The sequence below is a fragment of the Micromonospora sp. NPDC002296 genome, assembly GCF_040296145.1.
Classification (GTDB): Bacteria; Actinomycetota; Actinomycetes; order Mycobacteriales; family Micromonosporaceae; genus Micromonospora.
This window is the reverse complement of sequence record NZ_JBEOWQ010000003.1, coordinates 100,829-116,156: the sequence shown is the minus strand read 5'-3', so window position 1 is coordinate 116,156 and position 15,328 is coordinate 100,829. Positions and strand designations below refer to the sequence as shown.

15 protein-coding genes are annotated in these 15,328 nt (G+C 74.2%); 9 read left to right on the top strand and 6 right to left on the bottom strand.

Translation table 11 applies throughout. The annotated features are described in order from the left end of the window. Positions 1-71 precede the first annotated feature (71 nt). Both ABT023_RS03765 and ABT023_RS03760 read left to right on the top strand, forming a co-directional pair. A complete protein-coding gene (locus ABT023_RS03765) occupies positions 72-884 on the top strand; it encodes a phosphatase PAP2 family protein (protein WP_350881343.1) in 813 nt (270 codons plus the stop codon). Positions 885-947: 63 nt separating this feature from the next. Continuing rightward, on the top strand, positions 948-1,622 hold the full coding sequence (locus tag ABT023_RS03760; protein WP_350881341.1) for a phosphatase PAP2 family protein: 675 nt from the start codon (positions 948-950) through the stop codon (positions 1,620-1,622). 16 nt (positions 1,623-1,638) lie between these two features. Here the strand turns inward: ABT023_RS03760 and ABT023_RS03755 are convergent, their stop codons facing one another. From ABT023_RS03755 to ABT023_RS03730, 6 genes are all read right to left on the bottom strand, one after another. Continuing rightward, complete coding sequence (locus ABT023_RS03755; RefSeq protein WP_350881339.1) at positions 1,639-2,817, bottom strand: MarP family serine protease; 1,179 nt, start codon at positions 2,815-2,817, stop codon at positions 1,639-1,641. 57 nt (positions 2,818-2,874) lie between these two features. After that, a complete protein-coding gene (locus tag ABT023_RS03750) occupies positions 2,875-3,573 on the bottom strand; it encodes an NUDIX hydrolase (RefSeq protein ID WP_350881337.1) in 699 nt (232 codons plus the stop codon). Further along, positions 3,570-4,202, bottom strand: a complete 633-nt coding sequence (locus tag ABT023_RS03745) for a TlpA family protein disulfide reductase (protein WP_350881335.1) — start codon at positions 4,200-4,202, stop codon at positions 3,570-3,572. The genes ABT023_RS03750 and ABT023_RS03745 overlap by 4 nt, the downstream gene beginning before the upstream one ends. Beyond that, positions 4,199-4,987, bottom strand: a complete 789-nt coding sequence (gene nth / locus ABT023_RS03740) for an endonuclease III (protein WP_350881333.1) — start codon at positions 4,985-4,987, stop codon at positions 4,199-4,201. Before nth ends, ABT023_RS03745 begins: the two co-directional genes overlap by 4 nt. A gap of 79 nt (positions 4,988-5,066) precedes the next feature. Then, entirely contained in the window at positions 5,067-6,221 is a 1,155-nt protein-coding gene (locus ABT023_RS03735) for a CapA family protein (protein ID WP_350881331.1), read from the bottom strand. Between the two features lie 55 nt (positions 6,222-6,276). Further along, complete coding sequence (locus ABT023_RS03730; RefSeq protein WP_350881329.1) at positions 6,277-6,948, bottom strand: adenosylcobinamide amidohydrolase; 672 nt, start codon at positions 6,946-6,948, stop codon at positions 6,277-6,279. 217 nt (positions 6,949-7,165) lie between these two features. Between ABT023_RS03730 and ABT023_RS03725 the strand changes: the two genes are divergently transcribed. The 7 genes from ABT023_RS03725 (at position 7,166) to ABT023_RS03695 (ending at position 15,317) form a co-directional block, all read left to right on the top strand. Beyond that, positions 7,166-7,843, top strand: coding sequence for a Crp/Fnr family transcriptional regulator (locus tag ABT023_RS03725; RefSeq protein WP_007073398.1), 678 nt, complete (start codon positions 7,166-7,168; stop codon positions 7,841-7,843). Between the two features lie 96 nt (positions 7,844-7,939). Continuing rightward, positions 7,940-8,683, top strand: coding sequence for a metallophosphoesterase family protein (locus ABT023_RS03720; protein WP_350881327.1), 744 nt, complete (start codon positions 7,940-7,942; stop codon positions 8,681-8,683). Between the two features lie 657 nt (positions 8,684-9,340). Next, positions 9,341-9,946, top strand: a complete 606-nt coding sequence (locus tag ABT023_RS03715) for a TetR/AcrR family transcriptional regulator (RefSeq protein ID WP_350881325.1) — start codon at positions 9,341-9,343, stop codon at positions 9,944-9,946. A 70-nt stretch (positions 9,947-10,016) separates the two neighbouring features. Beyond that, positions 10,017-10,874 (top strand): TIGR03084 family metal-binding protein, encoded by an 858-nt coding sequence (locus ABT023_RS03710; protein ID WP_350881323.1) that lies wholly within the window; start codon positions 10,017-10,019, stop codon positions 10,872-10,874. Then, positions 10,871-12,583 carry an acyclic terpene utilization AtuA family protein gene (locus tag ABT023_RS03705; RefSeq protein WP_350881321.1) on the top strand — a complete coding sequence of 571 codons (1,713 nt, stop codon included), beginning with the start codon at positions 10,871-10,873 and terminating at the stop codon, positions 12,581-12,583. The genes ABT023_RS03710 and ABT023_RS03705 overlap by 4 nt, the downstream gene beginning before the upstream one ends. After that, complete coding sequence (locus tag ABT023_RS03700; protein ID WP_350881319.1) at positions 12,580-13,719, top strand: acyl-CoA dehydrogenase family protein; 1,140 nt, start codon at positions 12,580-12,582, stop codon at positions 13,717-13,719. The genes ABT023_RS03705 and ABT023_RS03700 overlap by 4 nt, the downstream gene beginning before the upstream one ends. Next, positions 13,716-15,317: an acyl-CoA carboxylase subunit beta gene (locus tag ABT023_RS03695; protein WP_350881317.1), complete on the top strand. Its 1,602-nt coding sequence runs from the start codon at positions 13,716-13,718 to the stop codon at positions 15,315-15,317. The genes ABT023_RS03700 and ABT023_RS03695 overlap by 4 nt, the downstream gene beginning before the upstream one ends. Positions 15,318-15,328 lie beyond the last annotated feature (11 nt).

Here is a 15,328-nt window from a genome sequence, read left to right as displayed (position 1 = left end):
CCGGTCGCCGCCGTCGGGTTCCATCGGCGCCGGTCGGCCTGATCCGGCACCCGACCGGGTAGGGATATGGCATGAGCACGTCCGGTCAGCACGCCCCCGGGTCGACGTCCCCCTCGTGGCGGGCCCGCCGCCTCGACCAGGACCGGTCGCTGGGGCTGCGGCTCACCCTCGCCGCAGCTGCGGCCTTCCTGGTCCTGGTGCCGTTCGCCCTGCTCGCCCTGCTGGTGCTGGGTTCCTGGGCACCGCTGCACCGGCTGGACTCCTCGGTGACCCACGCCCTGCACGGCTATGCCGTCGACCATCCCGGCTGGGTGGGATTCATGACCGTGTGGACCCACGCCTTCGGCCCCGGCCCGCTGCGGGTCGCCGTGCTCGCCGTGGTGGTGTGGCTGTTCGCCCGGCACGCCCCGCGGCTGGCCTGGTGGGCGGTCACCACGATGGCCGTGGGCGGGCTGCTCAACGCGCTGCTCAAGCTGCTGGTCGGCCGGGACCGGCCGGACCTGCTCGACCCGGTGGCCCGGGCCGCCGGCTACTCGTTCCCCTCCGGGCACGCGCTGAACGCCACCCTGACCGCCGGGGTGCTCTTGCTGATCTTCCTCCCGTACGCCCGGGAGCGTCCCGCCACGCGGTGGACGCTGTGGGCCGCCGCCGTCGTGGTCGCCGGCCTGACCGGAGTGAGCCGGGTCGCGCTGGGCGTGCACTGGACCAGCGACGTGGTCGGCGGCTGGCTGTTGGGCGCTGCGACGGTGGCCGCCACGACGGCCGCCTTCCGCACCTGGCGGGCCCGCACGGGCCGCCGCCCGTCGCACCCGGCGACGGAGGGCGTCGAGCCCGAACTGGCCGACGGGGCGAGCCTGCCGGGCCCGGGCGGCGGGCAGGCGTAGCGGCAGACCCCGTCGGGTACTGGCGGGGCCATGTCCGATGTGCTGGTTCAAAGCCTCAAGCGGGTGCTGCTCCCCGTGGGCCTGCTGCTCTCCGTCATGGTGCTGCTCGGGGTGCTCGTCACGCGGGTGTTCGAGCGCACCTGGCCGTTCACCGTCGAGGACGCGGTCAACCGCGAGCTGGCCGCCGACCGCACGGAGGGCTGGAACCACGTCTCGCTGGTGTTCAGCACGCTGGCCAGCACCCCGGCCATCGTGCTGGTCACCGCGATCGTGGCGGTGGTCCTGCGGCTGGTGCTGCACCGCTGGCGGGAACCGGTCTTCCTGTGCGCGGCGGTCAGCGCGCAGGCCCTGGTCTTCCTGCTGACCACGATGGCCATCGACCGCCGGCGCCCGGCGGTCGAGCACATGGACACCTCCCCGCCCACCTCCAGCTTCCCGTCCGGGCACACCTCGGCCGCGGTGGCGCTCTACGTCGGCATCGCGGTGCTGCTGGCCCTGCGGGCGCGCAGTACCCCGGCGAAGGTCGCCTGGTGGACGCTGCTGGTGCTGGTGCCCGTCGGCGTCGCGCTGACCCGGATGTACCGGGGCATGCACCACCCGAGCGACGTGGTGGCGTCGTTCCTCAACGGCGGCACCTGCGTGCTGATCATGGCGCGGGCGATGCTCGACCGCGGGGTGCGGTGGGGCCGGAAGAAGCTGCCCGCCGCCGGCCGGACGGCCAAGGTCACCGCCTCCTGACCGGGGCCGGGTCGCGTCAGGTGCAGTCGCCGGTGCCGACGGCGCGGGTACGCTCGGCGCCGGCCAGCGCCACCGGGCGGGCCTCGGCCGCGGTCACCGCGAAGCCGGTGTTCGGGTCGTCCGCCGCCGCCGCGAAGATCACCCCGAGCACCAGGCCGTTCGAGGAGAGCAGCGGGCCGCCGGAGTTGCCGCTGCGGACCAGCGCCCGGATCGTGTAGATCTCCCGGGTGACGTCGCCCGAGGAGTAGATGTCCGGGCCGGTGATCCGGTCGACGTCCCGCACCCGGGCCGACTGGGCGTTGTACGGCCCGTCCAGCGGGAAGCCCAGCACGATCGCGTCCGCTCCGCTGCCCGCGTTGCCGGCGGCGAAGCGCAGGGACGGGCCGGGCAGGCCCGGCACCCGCAGCACGGCCAGATCCCGGTCGGGGTCGTAGACGACGACCTCTCCGTCGTACCGGTTGCCGTCCAGCTCCACGGCCACCGATCGGGTGCCGGCCACCACGTGCGCATTGGTCATCACCCGGTCGTCGGCGTACACGAAGCCGGAGCCCTCGATGCGGCGGGCGCAGCTCGGCGCGGAGCCCAGCACCTTGACCACCGAGCGCCGGCCGTTGGCGACCACCTGGGAACCGGCGAGCGCGGGGTCGGGCGGGTCGACCTGCCGGGCCCGGGTGGGCGCGAGGTCACCGAAGACGTCCGGGAAGCCGTTCGTGTCGACCGTTTCCCGCAGCGCGTTGGACAACTCCTGCGCCTTGTCCGGCAGCACCCGGTCGACCACGGTGAGCAGCGCGCTGTTGCGCACCGAGGAGGCGAGCCAGGGCAGCGACGACGAGCCCAGCGGCACGGCCACCAGCCAGGCCACCAGCATGACGGCGACGAGCGAGACGAGCGCCCCGCCGATGTCGTCGGCCCGCCTGCCGACGTCGCTGGTGATCGTCTGGCGCAGGTGGGAGCCGACCCACCCGGCCAGCGCCTGGCCCACCACGGCCAGCCCGAAGACCGCGACGAGGGAGATCAGTACGCGGGCGCCGTTGTCCGCGAACTGGCGGGCCAGCAGTGGGCCGGCCTGGAGTCCGACCAGGGCGCCCACGAAGAAGCCGGAGAACGACAGCACCCCGATGACGAAGCCCTGACGGTATCCGCTGATCGCGAACACGAGCATGAGCAGTAGCAGGACGAGATCCACGGCGGACACGCCCCAAGGGTACGGGCACCGGGCTCGGCGGCGGACCGCCGCTCGCGGAACGTGACGTCAGGTGAGCGGGCCGGCCATCTCGTCGACGGAGTCGGTGCCGGCCGACGGTGCCGGGGCGGCATCGGTGGGCGGCAGGTCCACGACCCGGTCGCGCGGCCAGGATCGGGCCCAGCCGCCCATCTCCAGCAGGGTGGCGAGCACCCCGGCGGTGAAGCCCCAGACCAGCATGCCGCGCACCGAGAAGGCCGGGCCGATCCAGCCACTCGGGTGGCGTACCCGCATGCGGTTGGCCGGGTCGACGAGTTCGGCGACCGGCAGCCGGGCGACGTGCGCGACCTCGGCCGGTTCCCGGGGGTGCACCGGGTGCGGCCGGTGCCACCAGCCGAGCACCGGGGTCACCACGAAGTCGCTGACCGGGATCCACAGCTTCGGCAGCTCGGCCAGCACGGTGACGCTGGCCGGGTCGAGGTCGACCTCCTCGTTGGCCTCGCGCAGCGCGGTGGCGGCGGAGTCGGCGTCGGTCGGGTCGGCCGCCCCGCCGGGGAAGGCCGGCTGCCCGGCGTGGTTGCGCAGGGTCGCGGCGCGCTGGAGGACCAACACGTCCGGGCCGGCCCCCGGCTCCTCGGCCAGCAGCACCAGCACGGCGCTCTCCCGACCGCCGCTGCTCGGGGTCGCGATCCGGGTGAAGTCCTCGACCCGCGCGGTGCCGAGCCGGGCCAGCAGCGGATCGATCCAGGGCGGGGGCTGCCGGGTCACGCGGACACCTCCAGCCCGAGGTGTCGGCGGACCAGCTCGGCCAGGCGGGCGTCGTCCAGCGCCCCGGACACGTCGACGTGCCGGACCCGGCCGTCGGCGTCGACGAACACGGTCAGCGGGATGGCGTTGCGGTTGAGCCCCCGGCTCAGGCTGTCGCCCTGGTCGAACAGGACGGGGAAGCGGATGCCGAAGTCCTCGCCGATCGACTGGGCGGCGTCCCGGCTGTCCCGGGCGTTCACCCCGATCACCTGGAGCCGGCCGGCACCGCGCTCGCTGAGCCGCTGGAAGGCGGGCAGCTCCTTGCGGCAGGGCGGGCACCAGGACGCCCACAGGTTGATCACGGCCGGCCCCCGGACGTCCCGCAGCGCGACCGGGTCGCCGCCGGTGAAGCAGGGCAGCGTCAACTCGGGCAGCACCGACCCACCGACCGGGGCGGCCCCGGACGCGGTCGGCACGGACGCGGTCGGGGTCGCCGTGGCCGGCGGCGCGGTCAGGGCCGCACAGGCGGCGAACGGCGACGGCCGGGTGTTCTTCCGGGGCTCGGGCGGCGCGGGGTCGCCGGCCGAGGCCGTGCAGCCGGCGGCGAGCAGGGCCAGCGGCAGGAGCAGGGCGGCGAGGCGGCGTTTCACGGTGCCTCCGCCACGACCGCCTGCTGCGGCACCAGCTCCGGGTCGACGCCTGCGGCGGCGGCCAGGTCGCGCGCCCGGGGGCCCTTGAGCAGCTTCGCGGCGAGGGTGGGCTCGGTCGGCCCCGTGCCGTACGACGGGCAGAGCTTTGTCAGGGTGCAGGCCCCGCAGGCCGGCTTGCGGGCGTGGCAGACCCGCCTGCCGTGGAAGATGATCCGGTGCGACAGCATCGTCCAGTCGCGCTTCGGGTACATCGCGCCGATCGCGTGCTCGATCTTGACGGGGTCGGTCTCGTCGGTCAGCCGCCAGCGGTGCACCAGCCGCTGGAAGTGGGTGTCGACGGTGATGCCGGGGACGTCGAAGGCGTTACCGAGGATGACGTTGGCGGTCTTGCGGCCGATCCCGGGCAGCGTGACCAGGTCGGCGAGCTTCCCCGGCACCCGGCCGTCGTACTGCTCGACGAGGCCCCGGCCCAGCTTGATCAGCGAGTCGGTCTTGTTGCGGTAGAAGCCGGTGGGCCGGATCAGCTCCTCCAGCTCCGCCCGGTCGGCGCCGGCGTAGTCGGCTGCCGTCGGGTACCGGCCGAACAGCTTCGGGGTTACCTCGTTGACCTTCTTGTCCGTGCACTGCGCGGACAGGATCGTGGCGACGGCCAGCTCCAGCGGGTTGGCGTGGTCCAGCTCGCAGTGCGCGTCGGGGTGGGTCTCGGTCAGCACCCGGCCGATCTTCCGGGCGCGGCGCGTGCGGCCGAGTTCGGTCTCGGCGGCTCCGGGGGGACTGGTGGTCACGACGGAAGCCTACGTCGACCCGGTGACGGCGCGTCGCGTGCGCAGGGGGGCGCGTCGCGCCTGCGGCGGGTGCGCCCGGTCACCGCTCGGTGATGCGGCCCTTGTCGTCGAACCGGGCGCCGGTCTGCGGGAAGTCCGTCCGGGTGAGCTGCTTGATCAGGCCGAGGCCCCGGTCGTCCGGGTCCATGGTCGGCTTGCCGATCGAGTTCATGTACGTCGAGGCGAACGATCCGCCGGCGAAGCTTCCGTCCGGCTTGAGCGACACCTTGAGCACGCCGCCCCAGCCCAGCCGGCCGTTGTTGCTCAGCGAGTTGCCGCCGCCGGCGAAGTTGCCGAGGCTGTAGGCGATCAGCCGGCCCTGGTAGAACTCGATGCCGCGCAGCACGTGCGGGCCGTGGCCGACGATCAGGTCCGCCCCGGCGTCGATCATGGCGTGCGAGAACTTCACCGGGTCGCCCCGGTTCTCGCCGAGGAACATCTCGGTGCCCGGCCGGACCCGGGTCTTGTCGGCTCCCTCGCCGCCCATGTGCACCTGCACCACGACCAGGTCGGCCATGGTGGCGGCCTTCTTGACCACCGCGCGGGCGGCGTCGATGTCGACCAGACTGTTGGACCAGACGTACGACGAGAAGCCGGCCACCGCGATCTTGACGCCCTCGGCCTCGACCACGGTGATCTGGTCGGGCGCGCCGGTGTGCGCCAGGTCGTACTTCTCCAACGCCCGCTGGGTGTTCTGGTAGCCCTTGGGACCGTAGTCGTACCCGTGGTTGTTGGCCTGGTTGAGCAGCTCGAACCCGGCGTCGCGCAGGTGGGCGGCGTACTCCGGCGGGGCGCGGAACTGGAAGCACCGGGTCGAGTTGACCCCGCACTTGCCGGTGCCGGTGTCCACCGTCAGCGGCTCCTCCAGGTTGCCCATCACCAGGTCGGCGGCGAGGGCATCCTTGACCGAGTCGAAGAACCCCTTCCCGCCGCCCGGCGGGAGCCGGTTCGGCGCGTTGCCCATGATGATGTCGCCGGTGGCGGAGAGCGAGACGCTCTTCGCCCCGGCCTTCGGCGTGCCGGCCGAGGTCGGGGCACCGGCCGTGCCGGTTGTGCCGCCCTCGGTCCCGGGTTGCCAGACCAGTTCGTCGCCGGGTTGCGCGCAGCCGGCGGCGAGCAGCGCGGTCAGCAGCACGCCGAGGGCGAGCGTGGCCCGTCGGCGCGAACGGATTCCGGAGGGGGCAGCAGCATACATCGCCCGCGACCCTACCCGCCGGACAACGCGCTGACGATGGCCGATCGGTCGAACTTCAGGCCGTGTACCGCTGCGACCACGGGACCACGAGACCAGCCCCGCCGGCGAGCACGGCGGCGTGCACGGCCCGGGCCAGTGGTGCCCCCCAGGTGGAGCGGGGCCCGCCGTACGCGGCCGGGGCCCCGTCGACCGGGCAGAGCACGGTGATCGCGTCCGTGGGGGTGCCGGTGGCCGCCAGCCCCAGCTCCCGGATCGCCTGCACCTTCGCCTCGGTCGCGGTGGCCACCGCGTTGACCAGCGCGGCGTCGCCGAGCCGGGCGGGCGCCTGGACCACGATGTTGACGGTGCCGACCCGCGTCCCGGCCGGAGCGGGCTCGGCCGGAGCCGGCTCGGCCGCCTGGAGTGGGGTGCCCAGCCCGACCGTGGCCCAGACCCGCACCCCGGTGTCGGTCCGGGCGACCACCTCGGCAACGTCGACACCGGTCAGCAGCCCGACGCCGGGCCCGTCCAGGCCGAGCTGGCCGGCCAGTTCGGCCAGGTGCTCGGCCGGGTCGTCCCGGTGGTACGACATCGGGACGGTCGCGTTGACCACCCAGTTCCGGACGCCGATCCCGCCGCCGAGCGGCGCGGAGCTGACCGCGAGCAGCGGCCGTTCGGCGCGCCAGACGAGCAGCGGCACGTCCCACCCGTCCTCGTGGCGGCTGGTCAGGGTCGGCTCGGTCAGCACGCCGCAGACCCTACGTCCCGGGCGCGTCGAGGACGGCTGGGGCCCTTCGGACCGGCGATCATAGTGGTTGATCAGGCCGGGCAGGTTACGTCCAACGATCAAGATTCCAGGGGTGCACCTCTGATTGCTGCTCACGTGCGCCTAGACTGGCCTCGCGCGAGGGATCAGCGGACGGCGGACCCGGCCGACGGACGGCACGCGTAGGCGGAGGTGCGCGATGGATGAGGTACTGGCCCGCAGCGGAATCTTTCAGGGGGTCGACCCGGAGGCTGCCGAGGCGCTCGCCAAGGAGATGGAGACGATCGAGGTCCGCAAGGGCGAGGTCGTGTTCAACGAGGGCGAGCCCGGCGACAGTCTCTACATCCTCCTGTCCGGCAAGATCAAGGTCGGCCGTCGGGCGGCCGACGGTCGGCAGAACCTGATCGCCGTGATGGGCCCGTCGGACATGGTCGGCGAGCTGTCGCTCTTCGACCCGGGCCCCCGGACGGCAACGGCCACCGCGGTGACCGACACCCGCCTGGTGCGGCTGCGCAAGCAGGCCCTGCGGCCGTGGCTGAACAACCGGCCCGAGATCGCCGAACAACTGCTGCGGGTGCTGGCCCGCCGGCTGCGCCGGACGAACGACTCGCTGGCCGACCTGATCTTCACCGACGTGCCGGGACGGGTCGCAAAGAACCTGCTCCAGATGGCCGGCCGGTTCGGCACCCGCGACGGTGGCGTGCTGCGGGTGACCCACGACCTGACCCAGGAGGAGATCGCCCAGCTCGTCGGCGCCTCCCGGGAGACCGTCAACAAGGCGCTCGCCGACTTCGCCTCGCGCGGCTGGCTGCGGCTGGACGGCAAGAGCATCATCATCCTGGACCCGGAGCGCCTGGCCCGCCGCGCCCGCGTCTGACCACGCCCGCTCGGCCCTGCCCCGTCCTGTCCCCGGTCCTGTCTGCCCGGGGCAGAATCGCTGGACGGCACGGCCGGCGGGCGAGACGGTGGGTCGATGCTGGCACATGTCGCAGTCCTGTCCGACATCCACGGCGCGCTGCCCCCGCTGGAGGCGGTGCTGGCCGAGCCGGACGTCGCCGCCGCCGACCTGATCGTGCTCACCGGCGACATCGCCGCCGGCCCCCAGCCCGTCGAAGTGCTGGACCTGCTGGCCGGGCTCGGTGACCGGGTCCGCTGGGTGGGCGGCAACGCCGACCGGGAACTGGTCGAGACACGGGCCGGCAAACCATCCAGGATCGACGTATCGGACTGGGCCGCCGGGCAACTCCGGGATGACCAGGTCGCCCGGCTGGCCGCACTCCCGCTGACGGTCACCCTGCCGGTAGCCGGGCTGGGCGAGGTGCTCTTCTGCCACGCCACGCCCCGCGACGACGAGGAGGTCGCCCTCGTCGACTCCCGGCTGGCCCGCTGGGCGGAGGTCCTCGCGGGCGTCCCGGCCGAGGTCCGCACGGTGGTCTGCGGGCACACCCACATGCCGTTCGCCCGGCTGGTCGACCGCCGCCTGGTGGTCAACCCGGGCAGCATCGGCATGCCGTACGGCGGGCCCGGCGCGGACTGGGCGCTGCTCGGGCCCGGGGTGCAGCTGCGGCGTACGGCGTTCGACGTCGACGCCGCCTGCGCCCGGGTGGCAGCGGAGTCGGGCTTCCCCGACGCCACCGCGTGGGCCGACGAGTACCTGCGCTCCCGGCACAGCGACGCCGACGCGCTCGCCGTTTTCGGCCCCCGCGACGGCCGCTGACCCGACACCCGACACCTGACCCAGCACCCGGCGCCCGCGCGACCAGGCCGGGATGCCCGGCCCAAGCCGCCTGCCTCGCTCGAGCCGTCTTTCCGCACCGAGCCGTCTGCCCCGCACCGAGCCGCCCGGGGAGGGGTGGCGACCACCGGCTGCGGCCAACGGGTGTCCGTCCCGCCCTGCCCCGCGCGCTTCTCACTACTCGCTTCTCGCTCCGCCCTCGCAACCGCGGAGACACCACCTCGCGGGCACTATGGAGCTGCCCCGCCCACGCGCCCAGCCGGCAGCACGACCCGGAGCAGACGCCCCCGCCCTTGCCACCCCGCCACCACCCGGCCCTGGGCTGCCCCGCTAATGCGGACAGCCCCATACCCGCCACCACCCCCGCCCTGGAGTGCCCCGTTCATGCGGGCAGCTCCATAGGGAGCGGAGCACGGGTCACGGTTGGGCCACGTGTGCATGTCGGTCCCCTGCCGTACCCCAGCTCGGCCAACGACCGCCGGCCTACCGGATGCGCGGGCGAGCACACGGGCGGATGTGCGGGCGGACAGTCCGGGTGCGCGGGCGAGCGGGTGTGGGTGCGCGGCGAATACGCGGCGACGCTCCGGGGGCGAAAAAGTCAGGCTTGACTGTTTGTTTCGGCGGCGGCACGCTGTCCCCGTGACCTCCACATCGACCCGCGTCCCTCAGCAGGAGCGCAGCCGCGCCACCCAGGCCCGGCTGTTGGAGGCGACCGTCGAGTGCCTCGTCGAGCACGGCTGGTCGGGCACGACCACCACCGTGGTGGCGGCCCGGGCCGGCGTCTCGCGGGGTGCCCAGCTGCACCACTACCCCACGAAGGCCGCCCTGGTAACCGCCGCCGTCGCGCACCTCGCCGAGCGCCGGGCCGAGGAGCTGCGCATCGAGGCCGAGGCGCTGCCCGCCGGGCCGCAGCGGCTCGACCGGGTGATCGACCTGCTCGGCGTGGCGTTCACCGGGCCGCTCTTCGTCGCCGCCCTCGAACTGTGGGTCGCCGCCCGCACCGACGCCGAGTTGCGGGGTGCCCTGGTGCCGCTGGAGGCCCGGGTGGGCCGGGAGATGCACCGACTGACCGTCGCGCTGCTCGGCGTCGACGAGCGCCGTCCCGGGGTCCGGGAGGCCGTGCAGGCCACCCTCGACCTGCTGCGCGGGCTCGGGGTGGCCAACCTGCTCACCGACGACTCGGCCCGCCGGGCCGCCCTGCTCAGCACCTGGAAACGTCAGCTCGCCGCCCTGCTCACGCCCTGACCGGGCCACCGAGGCCCGGCCCGACCAGCCTGGGCCGCCGAGGCCCGGCCCGACCAGCCCTGGAGGTCCCATGGCCGACCGCACGGACCTGCTCACGGACCTGCTCGCCGACCTGACCGGCGAGTCCGGGGAGCTGGACGCCCTGGTCGCCCCCCTGCCGGCGGGCGATTGGAGGCGGCCCACCCCGGCGGCCGGCTGGACGGTCGCCCACCAGATCGCCCACCTGGCGTGGACCGACCACGTCGCCCTGCTCGCCGCCACCGACCCCGGGGCGTTCTTCGCCTCGGTCACCTCGGCCCCCGATCCGACCCGGCTGGTCGATGACGGCGCGGAGCAGTTCCTCGCCCCGCCGGCCGAGCTGCTGGCCCGCTGGCGGGCGGGCCGCGCCGCGCTGGCCGAGGCCCTCGCCGCCGTTCCGGCCGGGGCGAAGCTGCCCTGGTACGGCACCCGGATGTCGGCCACCTCGATGGCCACCGCCCGGATCATGGAGACCTGGGCGCACGGCGAGGACGTGGCGGACGCGCTCGGCGTCACCCGGGCCCCGACCGCCCGGCTCCGGCACGTCGCGCACCTCGGCTTCCGTACCCTCGGGCACGGCTTCGCGGCCCACGGCCGGGCCGCGCCGACGGCACCGGTGCGGCTGGAACTCGCCGCGCCGGACGGCGGCACCTGGGCCCACGGCCCGGCGGACGCCGCCGACCGGGTCACCGGGCCGGCGCGCGACTTCTGCCTGCTGGTCACCCAGCGCCGGCACCGCGCAGACCTGGCCCTGATGGCCGTCGGGCCGGTCGCCGACGAGTGGCTCGACGTGGCGCAGGCGTTCGCCGGCCCGCCCGGCGCCGGCCGCGAGCCGCTGGCCGGGTCGGCCGCCTCCCCCGGGCCGACGACGCCGCCCGGCGGGCCGCGCGGCGCCGGGGCGACGGCGTGACCGCGCCGCTGCGGGTCGGCAACGCGTCCGGCTTCTACGGCGACCGGGCCACCGCCTGGCGGGAGATGCTCGACGGCGGCGAACTCGACGTGTTGACCGGCGACTACCTGGCCGAGCTGACCATGCTGATCCTCGGCCGGGACCGGCTGCGCGACCCCGGCCTCGGGTACGCGAAGACGTTCCTGCGCCAACTGGAGGGCTGTCTCGGCACCGCGTTGGAGCGCGGGGTGCGGATCGTGACGAACGCCGGCGGGTTGAACCCGGCCGGCCTGGCCGCCGCGATCGGGTCGCTCGCCGACCGGCTCGGCCTCACCGCCCGGATCGGGTACGTGGAGGGCGACGCCCTCGCCCGCCCGGACGCGCTCACCGCGAACGCGTACCTGGGCGCGTTCGGGATCGCCGCCTGTCTCGACGCCGGGGCGGACGTGGTGGTCACCGGCCGGGTCACCGACGCGTCCCTGGCGGTCGGGCCGGCCATCGCCCGGTTCGGCTGGGGGCACGGCGACCTCGACGCGCTGGCCGGGGCGACCGTCGCCGGGCACCTGATCGAGTGCGGGGCGCAGGTCACCGGCGGCAACTTCAGCTTCTTCACCGAACTGCCGGACGGCGGCCACCGCCCCGGCTTCCCGATCGCGGAGATCCACCCGGACGGCTCGTCGGTGCTCACCAAGCACCCCGGCACGGGCGGCGCGGTCACCGTGGAGACGGTCACCGCCCAGCTCCTGTACGAGGTGGGCGGCCCGGACTACCTGGGCCCGGACGTGGTGACCCGGCTGGACACCGTCGAACTGATCGCGGACGGCCCGGACCGGGTCCGGGTCACCGGGGTCCGGGGCACCCCTCCGCCGGACACCCTCAAGGTCGGGGTGAACAACCTCGGCGGGTTCCGCAACTCGATGACGTTCGTCCTGTGCGGCCTGGACATCCCGGCCAAGGCGGCCCTGGTCCGGGGTCAGGTCGAGGCGGCGGTCGGCACGGACGGGCTGGAGTTCGTCCTGGCCCGCACCGACCACCCGGACGCCGTCGACACGGAGGCGGCGAGCGCGCTGCTGCACGTACACCTGCGTGACGGCGACAAGGCGCGGGCCGGGCGGGCGTTCTCGGCCGCCGCGGTGGAGCTGGCGCTGGCCTCCTATCCGGGCTGCACGCTGACCACGCTGCCCGGCGACGCAACCCCGTACGGGGTGTTCACCGCCGACGCGGTGCCGCAGGTCGGGGTCGAGCACGTCGCCGTCCTCCCGTCCGGCGAGCGGGTCCCGATCGCGCCGCCGCCCGTGACGGGTACGCCGGAGGACCCGGTGCGGCACCGGCCGCCGGCCGGGGGCGACCTGTCGTCGCGCGCCAGTCGGCGGAGGGCGCTGGGCGAGCTGGTGGGGGCGCGCTCGGGCGACAAGGGCGGCGACGCGAACCTCGGCGTCTGGGCCCGCACCGACGCGACCTGGGCGTGGCTGCGCGGCTGGCTGACCGTCGAGCGGCTGGCCGAGCTGCTGCCGGAGACGGCCCCGCTGACCGTCGAACGGTACGAGCTGCCGAACCTGCGGGCGGTCAACTTCGTGCTCCGGGGGCTGCTGGGCCAGGGGGTGGCCGCCTCCACCCGGTTCGACCCGCAGGCCAAGGCGCTCGGCGAGCTGCTCCGCTCCCGCGTGGTCGACCTGCCCACGGGGCCGCCGGTCGGGAACACCGGGCCAGCCGGGGAGGTGGCCCGATGACCATCGTGGACACTCCCGAGCGGCGGCAGCTACGCGAGCTGACCAGGGCGTTCGTCACGAAGGAGGTGCTGCCGCACCTGACCGGCTGGGAGCGGGCCGGCGAGGTGCCCCGGGAGCTGCATGCCACCGCCGCGAAACTGGGCCTGCTCGGCATCGGGTTCCCCGAGTCCGTCGGGGGCAGCGGCGGTGACCTGCTCGACTCGATCGTAGTGACCGAGGAGATCATCCGGTCGGGCGGCTCGTCCGGGCTGGTCGCGGCGCTGTTCACGCACGGCATCGCGCTGCCGCACATGGTGGCCTCCGGCGACGACGACCTGGTCGACCGGTACGTCCGGCCCACGCTCGACGGGGCGATGATCGGCGCGCTGGCCATCACCGAGCCGGACGGCGGCTCCGACGTCGCCGCGATCCGCACCCATGCCCGACGCGACGGCGACCACTACGTGGTGAACGGGTCGAAGACCTACATCACCAGCGGCGCACGGGCGGACTTCGTGACCACGGCGGTCTGCACCGGCTTCCCCGGCAGCGGGGAGCTCACCCTGCTGGTGATCGACAAGGGCACGCCCGGGTTCACCGTCGGCCGGCGGCTGGAGAAGCTCGGCTGGCACTGCTCGGACACCGCCGAGCTGTCCTTCGCCGACGTGCGGGTGCCGGTGGACAACCGGATCGGCGAGGAGAACACCGGGTTCCTGGCGATCGTGCAGCACTTCGCCGCCGAGCGGCTGTCGCTGGCCACCCAGGCGTACGCGACCGCGCAGCGCTGCGTCGAGCTGGCCGTGGGCTGGTGCCGGGACCGGTCCACGTTCGGCCGGCCGCTGGCCAGCCGGCAGTTGATCCGGCACCGGCTGGCCGAGATGCACACCCGTGCCGAGGCGGCCCGCGCGTACGTGCACGACGTGGCCGCCCGGGTCGCCGCCGGCGAGCCGGTGGTGACCGAGGTGGCGATGGCGAAGAACGTCGCGGTGGCGGCCTGCGATTTCGTCGTCGACGCCTCGCTGCAACTGCACGGCGGGTACGGCTACCTGCGCGACGCCGAGGTGGAGCGGCACTACCGGGACGCCCGCATCCTCGGCATCGGCGGCGGCACCACCGAGATCATGAACGAGATCATCGCGAAGGGCATGAGCCTGTGACCACACTGGACAGCGCGCTCGACCCGTCCTCGCCGGTCTGCTCCGCCAACCGGGAGGCGCTGCTTGAGCGCCTCGCCGAGCTGGACGCGGCCCTCGACCGGGCCCGCGCGGGCGGCGGCGAGAAGTACGTGACCCGGCATCACAGGCGGGGCAAGCTGCTCCCCCGCGAGCGGATCGAGCTGCTGCTCGACCCGGACAGCCCGTTCCTGGAGCTGTCGACGGTCGCCGCGTACGGGACGGACTTCCCGGTCGGGGCCAGCGTGGTCACCGGGATCGGGGTGGTCGAGGGCGTGGAGTGCCTGATCGTCGCCAACGACCCGACGGTACGCGGCGGCGCGGTGAACCCGTGGTCGCTCGCGAAGACCCGGCGGGCCGGCGAAATCGCCCTGACCAACCGGCTGCCGATGGTCAACCTGGTGGAGAGCGCCGGGGCGGACCTGCCCACCCAGGCGGAGATCTTCATCCCGGGTGGCCGGGTGTTCCGCGACCTGACCCGGCTCTCGGCCGAGCGGATCCCCACGGTCAGCGTGGTCTTCGGCAACGCCACGGCCGGCGGCGCGTACGTGCCGGGGATGTCCGACCACGTGATCATGATCCGGGACCGGTCGCAGGTCTACCTGGCCGGGCCGCCCCTGGTGAGGATGGCCACCGGCGAGGTCACCGACGACGAGTCCCTGGGCGGCGCGGCGATGCACGCCACCACGTCCGGCCTCGCCGACTTCCTCGCCGCCGACGAGCGGGACGGCATCCGGCTGGCCCGCCAGTGCGTCCGTCGGCTCAACTGGCGCAAGCAGGGCCCGCCGCCGCGCAACCCGGTGCCGCAGCCCCCGAAGTACGACCCGGAGGAGCTGCTCGGCATCGCCAGCGCCGACCTGAAGGTGCCGTTCGACCCGCGCGAGGTGCTGGCCCGGGTGCTCGACGGCAGTGAGTTCGACGAGTTCAAGCCGGCGTACGGGACGGCCCTGGTGACCGGGTGGGGCGAGCTGCACGGGTACCCGGTCGGCGTGCTGGCCAACGCCCGGGGCGTGCTGTTCAGCGAGGAGGCGCAGAAGGCGGCCCAGTTCATCCAGCTCGCCAACGCCTCCGACACCCCGCTGGTCTTCCTCCAGAACACCACCGGCTACATGGTCGGCACCTCCTACGAGCAGCGCGGCATCATCAAGCACGGCGCGCTGATGATCAACGCAGTGTCGAACTCGAAGGTCCCGCACCTGACGGTGAACCTGGGCGCTTCGTACGGGGCCGGCAACTACGGCATGTGCGGGCGGGCGTACGAGCCACGGTTCCTGTTCACCTGGCCGAACGCCAAGTCGGCCGTGATGGGGCCGGCGCAGTTGGCCGGGGTGCTGTCGATCGTGGCCCGGCAGGCCGCCGCCGCCCGGGGGAGCGAGTACGACGAGGACTCCGACGCCGCGATGCGGATGATGGTCGAGCAGCAGATCGAGTCCCAGTCCGGGGCGCTGTTCCTCTCCGGGCGGCTCTACGACGACGGGGTGATCGACCCCCGGGACACCCGCACCGTCCTCGGGCTCTGCCTGTCGGCGATCCACAACGGACCGGTCAGGGGCGCTGACAACTTCGGCGTCTTCCGAATGTGAGGGGCTGCCGT